The following is a 12,870-nucleotide window of genomic DNA, read 5'->3' as shown; positions in this document are numbered from 1 at the left end:
ACCATTTGTTATGGATGATAAACAACTACAGTTTTGCAAAGTGGTTAAACAACAAGGTTAAGTCGCCGAACACAAAATTACGGTGATCAGATGCATTCCGTCATTCCACATTTAGAGCGCAACACAACGCAATGTTGCATGAATGATACTTAGAGGATTTTTTAAAAAACGTATTTTGTATAATAAATATTCGTCAGATATCTATGTTGTGATACCAATTCATCGGACATGAAGTAAACATCTCCGTTTCTACTGATTGGTCGCGTAAATAATAGTGAATTTCTACATGCGAAAGCAGGAAATTTCGAGATTTGTTGCAGGTTGAACTGACGTAACCATCCTTGGCATTGGGAACTTTGAAATGGTGAAGCATCTCGTTACGGCATTTCTCTTCACAGGCACTGCTCTTTTCTCAATTGATATCGCGTACGCTGCAGACGGAAATGGTTACGACATCCTCCCCACGCTGGGAGGCAACGGTTCCGGCGCATTCTCGATCAGTTCCGACGGATCAGTTGTGGTTGGAAATGCAAACCTTTCGGGCGGAGGTTTCTTTGCCACGCGCTGGGATCTTAACGCTGGTACGCTGCAAAACCTCGGCACTTTAAATGGCGGATCGTCATCTAGCGCATATGGCGTGAGTGGTGATGGTCAGGTCGTGGTCGGCTTTTCTAACGACAGTAATGCGGGTGGTATTCCACAGGCTTTTCGGTGGACCAATGCCACCAATACGATGGTTAGTCTTGGCGCTCTGCCCGGTGGCACCTTTTCAGTTGCCTATGGCGTAAATGGCGATGGATCAGTGGTGGTCGGCTATTCGCTCAACGGTAACTCCGGTCGGCAACACGCCTTCCGTTGGACGGAAGCGACGGGCACCATGTCCGACCTTGGTGTGCTGAACAACGGATCGTCGTCTGTTGCTCACGCAGTAAGTGCTGACGGCTCAGTCATCGTGGGTGACGCCGCTGACGGTAACGCAAGCAATAATGATCGCGCTTTCCGTTGGGATTCGATTTCGGGTACAATGACGAGCCTTGGCACGCTAGTTGGTGACCAGCTGTCATATGCAAGAGGCGTAAACGCCGACGGTTCTGTTGTGGTGGGATGGTCGGTTGGCATCAACTCGATAGAACGTGCCTACCGCTGGACACAAGCTTCAAACATGATGGTCGATCTTAACCCGTTGAATCCGGGTCTAGCGTCAAGAGCTTTTGCTGTTAACGCGGACGGATCGGTGGTCGTCGGTGAAGCAGCAATAAGCAACGTTGGCACTCGTGCTTTTCGTTGGACTGAAGATACTGGACTGATCTCTATTGAAGACTGGTTGCGAGCCGCCGGCGTCCCAGTTGCCTCTGATTTCACATTAGTTGCTGAGGGGGTAAGCGCTGATGGCAATGTTGTGGTTGGGGTCACGCAAAACAATTCTGCCTTCATCGCCCGCGTATCCTCGGTCGGTTCCGGCATCATCGACGTCAACGAGTTTTACGCATCGCTGGCCAACAAACCCTCCGCCAATGTCGGCCTCAACTATGCAGGCACAATTCTAAATGGCGCGCATGGCGAACCGATGCGCAACCTGCTGCAGGCAGGCCAGCAGTCCCTCTGGGTCACCTCTGATATCGGTTATGACAATGGCTCCGCCAGTGATGGCGCATTTGGCGTGGCTGATTTCGGTTACGGCCTTGGCCTTGAAGGCGGCGGCACGGCACGGTTTGCCTTTGGCGGTCTTTACACCGATCAGGATATTGATGCCGGTGGTAACTTCATCAATAAGGGTTTTTATCTCGCGCCGGAACTCACGCTGCCGGTTGCAGGCAATCTCTACGCCACCATTGGCGGCTATTACGCGCCGGGCAAATTGACGGTTAACAGAGGTTATCTCAATGGCGGCGTCATGGATTATTCCATGGGTGAAGCCGACCTTGATACATGGGCTGCCAAACTGCGCCTGGATTGGTTGAATGCTGCGACCATCAACGACTGGAACCTGACGCCCTATGCCAGCCTGACTTACGCCCATTCAAAGCTCGATGCCTACAGTGAGACCGGCGGTGGTTTCCCGGCCAGTTTTGATGCGGTGAAAGACCATAGCACCGTTATTCGTGCCGGTGTGGATGGCGTGCACAGGCTGGACAACAACATTCGCTTGCTGGCGCGGGCCGAAGCGGCCTATCGGTTTGAAGATGAAGCCGCTGCAACCAGCGGCATCATCACCGGCCTGTCCGGCTTCAATTTCGCTGGCCAGAACACCAACCAGTTCTGGCTGCGTGGTGGTTTGGGCGCAGAAATGGATGTGGCCGGCGGCACGGCCTCTCTCAACGTCAATGTCACCACGCAGGGCGATGACCCAACCGTGTGGATACGCTCCGGCTGGAAAGTGACGTTCTGAACTTCGGGTCCTGCAGCAGAGCGGGTGATGTCGGCGCCAGCGCCTTGGAGCGAATAGCCGGCGGCGGCATTTTTGTGCCTATTGTAAACAGAATGGCGCTTGCAACGGCCATGCCGGCAAACAGCAGGAACATGGCCGGGCCACCCAGCATGCCTAGAAGCGCACCGCCCAGTGTTGGCCCGACAAAATTGCCGACAGTGGAAAAGGAATGCGCGCCGAAGTAACTGCCTCTGTTGCGGTCGTTGGAAATGCCGTCCACCAGCATGTATTCCGATGGCACCACCAGAATTTCGCCAATCGTGAAGATGACGATTGAAATGGCAAAGGCCCAGAATTCACCCGATAGCAGATAGCCGATTTCACCGGCGCAAAAGAACATGCAGCCGATGACGAGTGCACGAAGCGCGCCGGTGCGTTCAATAAACCGGCGGGCAAAGGGATTACCAACAAGCACCACAACGCCATTGATGGACAGCATATAGGCAAAGATCTCGACCCCGCCTTCAAAATTCGCCGCAAGATAGGGCGCAAGCGTTGCCGAAAACTGCCCGTAAACGGCAATCAGCAACGTGCCGCCACCAATAAAAAATGCCAGTCGTGGATCGCGCGCCGCGGTTTTTACCGTCTCGAACAGCGAGAGCGATGAGGTCTGCTGATCGGTCCTTGACGTCGTCATGACAGGTGTCTTGTAGAGGTGCAGCGCCAGTGCAAACAGCGCATACATTGCCCCGGCAATCACGAACAGAAATGTCGAGGCTGCACCGGCAGCAATGCCGATCAGCGGGCCAACCGCCCAGCCAACATTGGCGGCCGTGTACCGCCAGGAGAAATATTTCAGCCGTTGTGGCTCGGGGCAGGCATCACTCATCATGGCGCGGGAAATCGGCTCATAAACCGCAACCGCAACAGCGCCGCCAATCTGCGCCACACAAAAGGCCAGCACCGTTTCCGCCGTGCCCATGCCCACCAGCGCCAGCGCCATTGAAATGAGGGTAATGGTCATGATGGTCTTGCGCCCGACCTTGTCGGACATTGCCCCGGCAAAGGGTGCCGTCAATGCGCCAACCAGCGGACCGGCCCCCAGAATGGCACCGATGACGGCCGGGCCAAGCCCAAAGGATTGTTGCAGCTTGATGGCCAGAAACGACAGCGTCATGGCGCGCGCCACCGCCACCAGACCAGAACCGGCAATCAGAAACAGAATATAGTTGCGTTGGTGGTTGCTCATCTGAAGCCCGGTCTTGCCCTGTATGTCCTGGATATCAGCAGGCTGAGGCGACATTCATTGCCCCATTGCTGTTGGCGTCATGAATACAGGGTTTTGGCAAAGCCGCAATCAGTGCTTTTCGCCGCTCTGTATGACATGAAAAACAACACGGACATGGGGTCAGATTGCTGCTACCTATGCCCCGCATGTTTCCCCAAAATGAGGCCCGTGATGACAATTCGAAACATCTGCGTTTACGGTGCAGGCGCGCTGGGTGGCGCGTTTGCCGCAACCATTGCCAACACAATCGGTGATCAGGTCAAGGTTACGGTCATTGCCCGTGGCGCGCAGCTTGCTGCCATCAAAAACAACGGTCTGACGATTGAAAAGGCCGGCGTCGAGACAGTCACGGCACGGGTTGATGCCACGGATAATCCCTTTGAATTGCCGCCGCAGGACCTCGTCATCACCGGCCTCAAGGGCCATCAACTGGCGGATGCCGCCAAGGGCATTGCAGCGCTGCTGCATGAAAAGACCCGCGTCATCAACATTCTGAACGGCATTCCATGGTGGTATTTCCATGGCGATGAGCACAGCCGTTTTGCAGAACGGCAACTGCCGGAGCTGGACCCGGAGGGGCAGTTGTGGAGCCTTGTTGGCCCGCAGCGGGTCATCGGTTGCGTGGCCTATCAGGGGGCAGAAGTCATTGAGCCCGGCACGACGCGGCTGTCCGGCAATGGCCGGTTTTTCCTCGGTGAACCATCCGGTGACATGTCTGCTGATCTGAATGATATCTCGGCCTTGCTGACATCGGCCGGTCTCAACATTTTGCCGACGCCACGAATTCGCGATGAGATCTGGCTGAAGCTGACCAACAACGCCGCCTTTAACCCGATCAGCGCTTTGACCCGCTCGCGCATGGACGCCATCATGGCCAATCCGCACACCGCAGCGCAGGTACGCAATGTCATGGGCGAAACCAAAAGTGTTGGTGAAGCATTTGGCGCGACGTTTGCAAAAAGCCTTGATGAACTGGTTGACCGACCCGGCGGTTATGACCCGGTGCGCACATCGATGTTGCAGGATTGTCTGGCCGGAAAACAGCTGGAAATCATGCCGCTGACCGGCATGGTGGTGACGCTGGGCAAGCTGGCCGGTGTGCCAACACCGACCTGCGAAACCATTCTGGCGCTGACCTTGCAGCTTGATCAGACAAACCGCGACGGGCAGGGCTGATCGCCCCTCGTTAGAACAAGACAAGAGCGGCCATCAGCGTGACGGATGCCGCTCTTGCGCCCTGGTTCAGACACACGCAGGCGTGTTGGCCCGCTCGTCACCTTCACTCTCCTGAAGCTTTTTGCCCCAGTCCCGCATGGTGATGAGAATGGGCGCAAGCGACACGCCAAGCGGCGTCAGCTCATATTCCACCTTTGGCGGCACTTCGGGAAAGACCGTGCGCTTGATCACGCCATCGGCTTCCAGCTCCCGCAATTGCAGCGTCAACATGCGCGGTGTGGCCGCTGACACAAGCCGGCATAGCGCGTTGAAACGCAGCTTGCCCTCCAGCAGGTGAAACAGGATCACCGGTTTCCAGATGCCGCCGATAACGGACAGCGTGGCCTCGACGGCGCAGCCGGTGCGGTCGGCGCGACGACGTGTTCTTTTCAGGGGGGTACTATCATTCATGATACTACATGCTCAATTTGTACGTACTTCATGCATAGGATCTATATGCCTATGTTGAGGTCCTGAAAAGGAGATACCTCGCATGCAACACTACATATTGACCGGAAACGAAACCCCACGCCTCAAGCTGACCTCGGCCACACCACGCCAGCCTGCCAGAGGCGAGGTCGCCGTTGATTTGCGCGCCGCGTCGCTCAACTACCGTGACCTGATCGTTGCCAAAAACGCCAAGGACAATGTGCCACTGTCGGATGGCGCCGGCGTTATTTCCGCCGTGGGTGAGGGCGTTGAGGGCTGGAAGGTCGGCGACCGTGTGGTGATTGGTTTCATGACCGGTTGGGTAGATGGCCCGATCACCCCGGCCAAACAGGCAACCAGCCTTGGCGGACAAAGCATGGACGGCGTGCTGACAGAGCAGATCGTGGTGCCGGCCGACAGCATTGTGCGCATTCCCGACACCATGACATTTGAGGAAGCATCGACGCTGCCCTGCGCTGGCGTCACCGCATTTGCCGCGCTGTTTGAACGCCGGCCAATCCAGCCGGGTGAAACGGTGCTGTTGCTTGGCACCGGTGGCGTTTCGATCTTTGCGCTGCAACTGGCCAAACAGGCCGGTGCCCGCGTCATCATCTCCTCCAGCTCCGATGAAAAGCTGGCGCGTGCCCGTGCGCTGGGTGCCGACGCGGTCATCAATTACAACACCACACCAGAATGGCAGAACGAGGTCTTGAAACTGACCGATGGCATCGGCGCAGATCTGGCGGTGGACGTGGGTGGCCCGGCGACACTCAACAAGACCCTTGCCGCCACCCGGTTTGACGGTCGCATTTCGCTCATGGGTGTGCTGACCGGCTTTGAAGGCCACATTGATACGGCCGTCATCCTGTCAAAACGCATCACCTTGCAGGGCATTTATGTCGGCTCGGTTGCAATGCTGGCAGCACTGGTCAAAACCGGCATCAAGCCGCAGGTTGATCAGGTCTTCCCGTTCAGCGAGGCGGAAGCCGCCTATGACGCGCTGCGTGACGCAGGCCACTTCGGTAAGCTGGTCATCAAGATCGGCTGAATTTGCCAGGGTGCGGGGATCAAACTCTCCGCACCTTATTCCGATGACCGTCAGGTCAGCGGCGTCATCACGGCCTTTTGGTAGGCCGGCCGTTGGCAAAGGCGCTCATACCATGCCGCCAGATTTTTAAGGTCCGGCCGCTCGATGGGCAGCGAGAACCAGGCATAGGCCATGCAGCCCAAGGGAATATCGCCAATGCCAAGGTGTTCACCGGAGAGATAAGGTGTCTCGCCAAGCGCCTTGTCCGCCACCGCCAGCAGCTGCGCGCATTGCTCCTGGGCGCGTTTCAGCTCCTCCTCGTTGCGCTGTTCCGGCGTGTAGCGCACCAGGTTCCAGAACAGATCACGAAACGGCGCGGCAAGGCTGAATGATGTCCAATCCATCCACTTGTCAGCGGCAGCCCAGCTGGCGGCATCGCCGGTTGCAAACGGCTCGCGGCCATATTGCCGGGCAAGATAACGCACAATGGCGTTGGATTCCCACAGCACCAGATCTCCGTCTTCAAGGCACGGGATACGACCATTGGGGTTCATGGCCAGATATGCGGCATCATTGACCACGCCATATGCGCCACCGGCATTGATTTGTTCATAGGTTACGCCAACTTCCTCGGCGGCCCAAAGCACCTTGCGGACATTGGTTGAATTGATACGGCCCCAAATTTTCACGTCATCTACCTTCATTACCAGCTGTAAAATCCCGGAGGGGATCGCACTGTTATTAGTCTGATTTGCGCGACATTCCACCATGGAAACGGCGACAAATCGCCAGATGTGTGTCGCAGCAGCCATGCGGGCTGCCCCATCCGCTTGCGGCACTATCGCGTGACAAGCAATTCTTCTCCGCTTATTTTCAAGGCCACGCGGAACGTATTGGCAATAACGGAATTCAAATGTCGTTTCATCAATGGGAGCGCCCGTGAACAACGCAATAATCTATCTGATTGGCCACTACGGGGTCGGCAAATATACCATCGGCAAGGAAATCACTGCTGCAACCGGCGCAAAGCTGTTTGACAATCACCTCGCCAACAATGTGGTGTTTTCGCTGGTTGGCGTGGAGGGCGCAAAGACCATACCGGAGCGTATCTGGAACCTGATTGGCGTCATCCGTGAACAGGCTTTTCTGGCGATCGAGGAATTTACCGCACCCGATGCCAGCTTTGTGCTGACAAATTGTCTGATTGAGGGAAACCCGCGCGACAGGGCATATTTCGACCGGGCGCTGGCCTTGTCGCAAAAACGCGGCAGTGTGTTTGTGCCGGTGATACTGGCGGCCTCTGATGAGGTTCACGCAACCCGTGTTCCCTCACCAGACCGCGCCGAACGGTTTAAAATGACCGATGTCGCCGCCGCCAACAAAAAACGCATGGAATATCGTCTGCTGGATATCGACCACCCCAACCGCATTGATCTCGATACATCCTCCATCCCGTCGCGCGAGGCGGCACAGATCATTATCGATCACACCATAAGGCGCGCAGAAAACGGCCGTTGAAGACATCAGGCAAACATGCATTGCAGCTTGTTTTTCCTGCCCAGACGCACTACTCGCGCAGGTTCTTGATGCATGCAATATCAGGCCCCCTGTAGAGAGCGCCTATCGGCATGCATGAAAACGGACAAAGGAATGTTGATGTCTTTCACGGTTGAAAAAACAATTCCCGCTGCGCGCATGCGCCAGTTCCATCAGATGGTTGAGCGCTGGCTTGCCGAAGGTCCGATCAAACTTGCGACCAATGCCACCATTTCAGCCATGGACAATGCCGGCCTACCCAAGGAAGAGCAGGCTGCTATCATCGAAGACCGCGACATCATCATGAAGCACAATATGCGCCTTGGTGTCATCAGCGAGGTCTTCGCCCCCGCCATCGAAAAAGTGGTGACGATGACGCGCTCCGGCACGCAAGCGCAGGATGAGATTGCGCGATTGATTGTAACGGCCATTGGCATCCGCCAGGCCGATGACAGTGAACTGATCACCTTCACCTTTGCCACGCAAGATGAGGCGGATGCCTTCGACAAATCCGTCTGACACATCGCAACCGCCGCACCTGTTTTAAGGCCGTTGCAGCCTTTTATTGTCCGGTTATAGTGCCCCCGGTTGTGTGATTGCTAAGGGAGCAATGACCGGGGGGACGTGATGAAAAAGAATATCCTTATTGTCGGCGGCAGTTCAGGCGTCGGGCTGGAACTGGCCCGGCATTATGTCAGCGAAGGGCATAATGTCTGCGTCACCGGCCGCACCGAACCTGACCTGCCGGATGCGCGCTTTTTCCCGCTGCCGATCACCGCATCATCAGCCGATCTGACTGAGGGCATCGACCGTCTGGTTACGTCCTTCACTGGTATCAACACACTTGTTTACGCTGCCGGTTTTCTGCAGCGCGGTGCCATCGAAACTTTGGATGATGACGCGCTGCTGACCATGACCAATGTCGGCCTTGTTGCGCCGATGATGCTGGCCGCACGGCTGAAACCTCTGGCACCAACGCCGCTGAAATTGATGTTGATCACCTCAAGTTCCGGCTACACACCCCGGCCACAGGAACCGGCTTACGCCGCAACCAAGGCCGGTTTGACCATGCTTGGCGCATCGCTGGTGCGCGATCCCGGCATTGGCAAGGTGCTGGTGGTCGCACCATCAGGCATCCAGACACCGTTCTGGAAGCACACCGGCGAAGACACCAGCACCATGCTGGAACCGCGCTGGACAGCGCAGCAGATTGTCGAACTCTCCGGCGGCGCTTTCAAATACAAATATGCAAAAATCCTGCGCAACCCGGCACGAGTTGAGGTGGTGGAAAAGCTCGACAATGATTTTAAATCAATGGATTGAGATAACCATCACGTGACGATTGGCATGATCTCAACCGCATCACCGGGAAAGACGGTGAGATGCGGATTGTCATGGAACAGCTGCGCCGCAGCCTCGGCGGTGTCCGCCTCCACAACCAGATAACCGCAGATCGTGTTGCTGGCCGGGGCAATACCATCACGGTCAATGCGGGTGGTTTTTCCCACCATGCCACCGGCGTCGACAATGGCGGCGGAGATTTTATCCTCCCACGGCCCCCATTGTTTAAGGCCTTCGGCATTGATCGCATCCTGCTCGGCCTGCGGCAGGTTTCGGAACGCCGCAAAGTCTTCGTGCTTCATGGTGTAGAGTGCAAGAAACCGGGGCATCATCGCCTCCCTGATGTCAGACGTCGCCAACCTACATCCGGTGCGCGCAAAAGTATCTGGCAAATTGCATGGAGGCCGGGGCAGGGAGTTTAACTCCGCGCCAGAACCGCTCAGATCTTGCCGCCCATCCACAGGATGGTCATCACAAAACCGCCAATTGCCATGGTCGATGAAACAATCGTTGCCACGACAAGAAAGACGAGCCTGAGCGGCGGAATGTGGCGCGAGACTTCCAACTGGTAATTGCTGCGGATCGTGTCGGGATTGTCGCAGGAAATGGTGATGTCACCGGGCGCGGCACACTCGAAGGAACCGAGCGGCATGGCCTGTTTGCCGCTCATATCAGTGCGTTTGACCTGAAAAAGCCCCCGTCGATAGGACCGGTAAGGCAGCAGCTTTCCCTCAGGCGACGTTGAAATGCTGAACCGGGCCGAGAAATGCGACGTGCCGGCAAAAAAGGTCAAAGGCGGTATCAAGACATTGATCACGTAACGCCCTTGCTTCGGTATGGTCAGCTGGAATGGCTCGGCACGGGCCGCAAACCGAACCCGGAAGCGTGGAAAGATAATCCGGCCAAGCATGATGATGCACCGCACCAGCAGATAGATGCCAACAAACATGGCCGCAGGGGCAAGCAGATAAGAAGACACAGCTGGCAAGGTGATGATCAATCTCAGACGACAACAATGCCCCATCGTAGAGGATTGCCAATATCAAATGCAATCTCCGCTGCCCGTTCTGCGCAACAACTGGTGCGGAACGGTATGGTCACCGGGCGGTGATACATCATGGCTTTCGCCATTCAAACAGAATATCGGGCATTCGTTCTTCATTGCCGGAGCCATCTGTTTGTTTAACCTGCATAAAGCCGTGCCGCCGATAAAAGCTGATCGCCCGCGTATTTTTCTGAAACGTCCATAATTGCAGATGTGGATGGGCTTCCTTTGCTATGGTCAAAAGCATGGAGCCCAGCTTTTTGCCGACATGCGCGGGCAGGCAATAGAGGTGTTCTACCCATCCGTCTTTAAAGGCGCAAAATCCGACGATTTCATTCTCAACCTCAACAAGCCAGACATCATTGTCCTTGAGAACAACAGCCCGGAAAAACGCCTTGTCCTCCTCTAGGGTATGCAGGTCTGGTAGATAAGGTAAAAAGTGTTTTCGTGAGCGACGAGCAACCTCTGCAACGGCGTCTGCATCGGCAAGACGTGCCTTGCGCAGGTGGAAATCTTCATTCTCTATTGTCAGCATCCCGCTCTGTCTGTGTTGGATTGCCACGGTGAACGTGTCACCGCACGGTGTGAATTTGCCATTCAGGTCATCTGCCGGACAATCGTAGCCTTGTCTGCGGTTCGATTGCAACGAGCGCTATTGGCGGTTGGCAAAAATCTGCTCATAATTGCATGGCACCGGTTGCGACATTGTCTGAGGGGGGCGTTGATGAACCATGTCTGGATTGCCGCGATCATTTTCGGGTGTTTGTCGACAGCATCCATTGGCGCGATGTTGCTGTCTCCAAAAATGCACCTGCGGCATCGCGATGATGAAACCAGCGCGGTGGTGCGGCTCATCGCCAACATCTTCGTGGTCATGTCATCGCTCGTGTTCGGCCTAATGATCAACTCGGCCAAAAACACCTATGAGAGCATCGACGATAACCTGCATGCCTTTTCCACCAACGTCATTCTTCTCGATAGATCACTAAGAACCTACGGGCTGGCGGGCAAGGAAACGCGAGACAGGATCCGCGACTATCTGCAACACGCGATCAACAACCCAGCTAGGGCCGACATGGCCATGCCTGACAATGCAGGCCGTGCACTTGACGCGGTTGGAGACGCGCTGCTTTCCATCGAACCCAAGGATCAATTCCATCAAACCCTGCTGCTGGACATCCGCCAGCAATATCGCCGGGTGGTTGAACAGCGTTGGGGCATCGTTGAAAACGCAGAAGGCGCCATTCCAAGACCACTGATTGCGCTGGTCGCGGCATGGCTCACCCTTATCTTTGCCAGTTTCGGGTACCGGGCACCCGCCAATGCGGTGGTGGTCACGTCATTCATCGTGGGCGCCGGCCTCATCGCCACCGCATTTCATCTGGTGCTGGATATGGACATTCCATTCCAGGGCGTCATCCAGATTTCGGACACGCCGCTGCGCCGCGCCCTTGCGGAAGTGGGCAGTTGAGGCAAGGCAATTGTTGCGCAATTTCTGAATCCGAAACTGTTGTCTTGCTTCATGTTTTCGGGTCGTGCGAGTGACAGAAGGTGGTACAAATTTCGCATGTCGGATTCTCCAGTTACAACATTGAGAACATCGCGCCTCGGAGCCGCCTCTACATGCGAGGCTTGTGGTGCAAATTCGTTGCTGTCGTTCAACTGGCACCATGCCATTGAGCGGGGGGCAGCAGCTGGGCTGAACCACGTCGCGACGTTCAGGGAATGGCAGACATTACGGCGTGGACAACTCTTTCGCTGTGGCGTGTGCAACGAGGTCTGGTATCTGGACGCAGGTCCAGGGAATCTGACGCATGTCCAACCCGAGCGGCTGCCACTTGTGCTGGCATGGAATGAGAATGCCATCACGCTGTCGGCTGCAAACTTGGGGATAGTGGACAGCATCGGGCCCACTCCACCAGATGTGTATGGCAACGGCCGCGAAAGACGCGTCACACCCTGTCAGGTCACAACGCATGCCGGCGAGCGCTTTGACAAGGCCATGATCTGTGTTCAGGCCGATGCGCCTGTGGCCAGCCACATTAACTTCCGTCTTGGCAGCGAGATTGCCGACGTGAAAGAAAGTCCCTTTGCGCTGCCGCGCGCGGTTCGCGAGGCGAGTAGCCGTGCGTGCGAAATACGCATGGGCTATTCACCAACACTTATCGAAATGCCCGACGGTGCCAAATTCATCATGAACGGCATGACCAGCTTCATGGCAGTAACTGGATACGAAGCCTCGCAAGCGCGCCTTACAAGCGGCGGTGATATGTCGCTCGAAGCTGCGCCACGGTTCGTGGAAACACCTGATGATGTCGTCTATTTCATCATGGATGGCGATCCGGACTGGAGCGCAGACATGTATTCTGACGGGCCAGTCACATCACAGCCACCCAAAACGGTCCCATCAGTCAGAAAGACGTGGTGGCAAAGGATAACAGGCCGCTTGGTGTGACACACCGCTGCGCCGCGCCCTTGCGGAAGTGGGCAGTTGAGACAAGGCAATTGGCCGGCATTGGCGGCGAATGACCCGCCTTCATCAGACATTTTGGGTGAACGAGGATCGAGGCAAGGGGGCGGGTGATGCATTCCGCCTGACCAAACCAGCACGCAACGTTAAT

14 protein-coding genes are annotated in these 12,870 nt (G+C 56.0%); 8 read left to right on the top strand and 6 right to left on the bottom strand.

Annotated features, from left to right (window positions below; translation table 11 throughout):
- Window positions 1-361 precede the first annotated feature (361 nt).
- Window positions 362-2,389, top strand: a complete 2,028-nt coding sequence (locus tag M2418_RS10285) for an autotransporter domain-containing protein (protein ID WP_259146315.1) — start codon at window positions 362-364, stop codon at window positions 2,387-2,389.
- Here the strand turns inward: M2418_RS10285 and M2418_RS10280 are convergent.
- Window positions 2,328-3,671 carry an MFS transporter gene (locus M2418_RS10280; protein WP_259146314.1) on the bottom strand — a complete coding sequence of 448 codons (1,344 nt, stop codon included), beginning with the start codon at window positions 3,669-3,671 and terminating at the stop codon, window positions 2,328-2,330. The two genes, M2418_RS10285 and M2418_RS10280, sit on opposite strands and share 62 nt — an antisense overlap.
- Before the next feature lie 156 nt (window positions 3,672-3,827).
- Here M2418_RS10280 and M2418_RS10275 point away from each other — a divergent pair, with 156 nt between their 5' ends.
- Window positions 3,828-4,832: a ketopantoate reductase family protein gene (locus M2418_RS10275; protein WP_259146313.1), complete on the top strand. Its 1,005-nt coding sequence runs from the start codon at window positions 3,828-3,830 to the stop codon at window positions 4,830-4,832.
- Window positions 4,833-4,898: 66 nt separating this feature from the next.
- On the opposite strand, the gene M2418_RS10270 is transcribed toward M2418_RS10275, so the two are convergent.
- The gene (locus tag M2418_RS10270) at window positions 4,899-5,282 is read right to left on the bottom strand and encodes a helix-turn-helix domain-containing protein (protein ID WP_192491178.1); all 384 of its coding nucleotides are present in this window, start codon (window positions 5,280-5,282) and stop codon (window positions 4,899-4,901) included.
- An 82-nt stretch (window positions 5,283-5,364) separates the two neighbouring features.
- On the opposite strand from M2418_RS10270, the gene M2418_RS10265 reads away from it, so the two are divergent.
- Window positions 5,365-6,348: an NAD(P)-dependent alcohol dehydrogenase gene (locus tag M2418_RS10265; protein WP_259146311.1), complete on the top strand. Its 984-nt coding sequence runs from the start codon at window positions 5,365-5,367 to the stop codon at window positions 6,346-6,348.
- A 50-nt stretch (window positions 6,349-6,398) separates the two neighbouring features.
- On the opposite strand, the gene M2418_RS10260 is transcribed toward M2418_RS10265, so the two are convergent.
- Entirely contained in the window at window positions 6,399-7,031 is a 633-nt protein-coding gene (locus M2418_RS10260; protein WP_259146661.1) for a glutathione S-transferase family protein, read from the bottom strand.
- Window positions 7,032-7,266: 235 nt separating this feature from the next.
- On the opposite strand from M2418_RS10260, the gene M2418_RS10255 reads away from it, so the two are divergent.
- The 3 genes from M2418_RS10255 to M2418_RS10245 all read left to right on the top strand — a co-directional run bounded on the left by M2418_RS10255 (window position 7,267) and on the right by M2418_RS10245 (window position 9,186).
- Window positions 7,267-7,845 (top strand): hypothetical protein, encoded by a 579-nt coding sequence (locus tag M2418_RS10255; RefSeq protein ID WP_259146309.1) that lies wholly within the window; start codon window positions 7,267-7,269, stop codon window positions 7,843-7,845.
- Between the two features lie 138 nt (window positions 7,846-7,983).
- Window positions 7,984-8,382 carry a hypothetical protein gene (locus tag M2418_RS10250; protein ID WP_192491175.1) on the top strand — a complete coding sequence of 133 codons (399 nt, stop codon included), beginning with the start codon at window positions 7,984-7,986 and terminating at the stop codon, window positions 8,380-8,382.
- Window positions 8,383-8,490: 108 nt separating this feature from the next.
- Entirely contained in the window at window positions 8,491-9,186 is a 696-nt protein-coding gene (locus tag M2418_RS10245) for an SDR family oxidoreductase (protein WP_259146307.1), read from the top strand.
- An 8-nt stretch (window positions 9,187-9,194) separates the two neighbouring features.
- Here the strand turns inward: M2418_RS10245 and M2418_RS10240 are convergent, their stop codons facing one another.
- The 3 genes from M2418_RS10240 to M2418_RS10230 all read right to left on the bottom strand — a co-directional run bounded on the left by M2418_RS10240 (window position 9,195) and on the right by M2418_RS10230 (window position 10,811).
- Complete coding sequence (locus M2418_RS10240; protein ID WP_259146306.1) at window positions 9,195-9,533, bottom strand: hypothetical protein; 339 nt, start codon at window positions 9,531-9,533, stop codon at window positions 9,195-9,197.
- 110 nt (window positions 9,534-9,643) lie between these two features.
- A complete protein-coding gene (locus M2418_RS10235) occupies window positions 9,644-10,192 on the bottom strand; it encodes a hypothetical protein (protein ID WP_259146305.1) in 549 nt (182 codons plus the stop codon).
- 127 nt (window positions 10,193-10,319) lie between these two features.
- Complete coding sequence (locus tag M2418_RS10230; protein WP_259146304.1) at window positions 10,320-10,811, bottom strand: GNAT family N-acetyltransferase; 492 nt, start codon at window positions 10,809-10,811, stop codon at window positions 10,320-10,322.
- 162 nt (window positions 10,812-10,973) lie between these two features.
- Here M2418_RS10230 and M2418_RS10225 point away from each other — a divergent pair, with 162 nt between their 5' ends.
- Together M2418_RS10225 and M2418_RS10220 are read left to right on the top strand one after the other, a co-directional pair.
- Complete coding sequence (locus M2418_RS10225) at window positions 10,974-11,720, top strand: hypothetical protein (RefSeq protein ID WP_259146303.1); 747 nt, start codon at window positions 10,974-10,976, stop codon at window positions 11,718-11,720.
- Window positions 11,721-11,897: 177 nt separating this feature from the next.
- The gene (locus M2418_RS10220; RefSeq protein WP_259146302.1) at window positions 11,898-12,704 is read left to right on the top strand and encodes a hypothetical protein; all 807 of its coding nucleotides are present in this window, start codon (window positions 11,898-11,900) and stop codon (window positions 12,702-12,704) included.
- The last annotated feature ends 166 nt before the right edge of the window (window positions 12,705-12,870 follow it).

Origin of the sequence: Rhizobium sp. BIGb0125 (assembly GCF_024810055.1) — a bacterium.
Taxonomy (GTDB): domain Bacteria; phylum Pseudomonadota; class Alphaproteobacteria; order Rhizobiales; family Rhizobiaceae; genus Agrobacterium.
This window is presented reverse-complemented; position numbering and strand designations above follow the sequence as displayed.

Coding starts and splice junctions, on each gene's coding strand:
- M2418_RS10285 (WP_259146315.1), top strand. CDS start 362: ATGGTGAAGCATCTCGTTACGGCATTTCTCTTCACAGGCACTGCTCTT.
- M2418_RS10280 (WP_259146314.1), bottom strand. CDS start 3,671: ATGTCGCCTCAGCCTGCTGATATCCAGGACATACAGGGCAAGACCGGG.
- M2418_RS10275 (WP_259146313.1), top strand. CDS start 3,828: ATGACAATTCGAAACATCTGCGTTTACGGTGCAGGCGCGCTGGGTGGC.
- M2418_RS10270 (WP_192491178.1), bottom strand. CDS start 5,282: ATGAATGATAGTACCCCCCTGAAAAGAACACGTCGTCGCGCCGACCGC.
- M2418_RS10265 (WP_259146311.1), top strand. CDS start 5,365: ATGCAACACTACATATTGACCGGAAACGAAACCCCACGCCTCAAGCTG.
- M2418_RS10260 (WP_259146661.1), bottom strand. CDS start 7,031: ATGAAGGTAGATGACGTGAAAATTTGGGGCCGTATCAATTCAACCAAT.
- M2418_RS10250 (WP_192491175.1), top strand. CDS start 7,984: ATGTCTTTCACGGTTGAAAAAACAATTCCCGCTGCGCGCATGCGCCAG.
- M2418_RS10245 (WP_259146307.1), top strand. CDS start 8,491: ATGAAAAAGAATATCCTTATTGTCGGCGGCAGTTCAGGCGTCGGGCTG.
- M2418_RS10240 (WP_259146306.1), bottom strand. CDS start 9,533: ATGCCCCGGTTTCTTGCACTCTACACCATGAAGCACGAAGACTTTGCG.
- M2418_RS10225 (WP_259146303.1), top strand. CDS start 10,974: ATGAACCATGTCTGGATTGCCGCGATCATTTTCGGGTGTTTGTCGACA.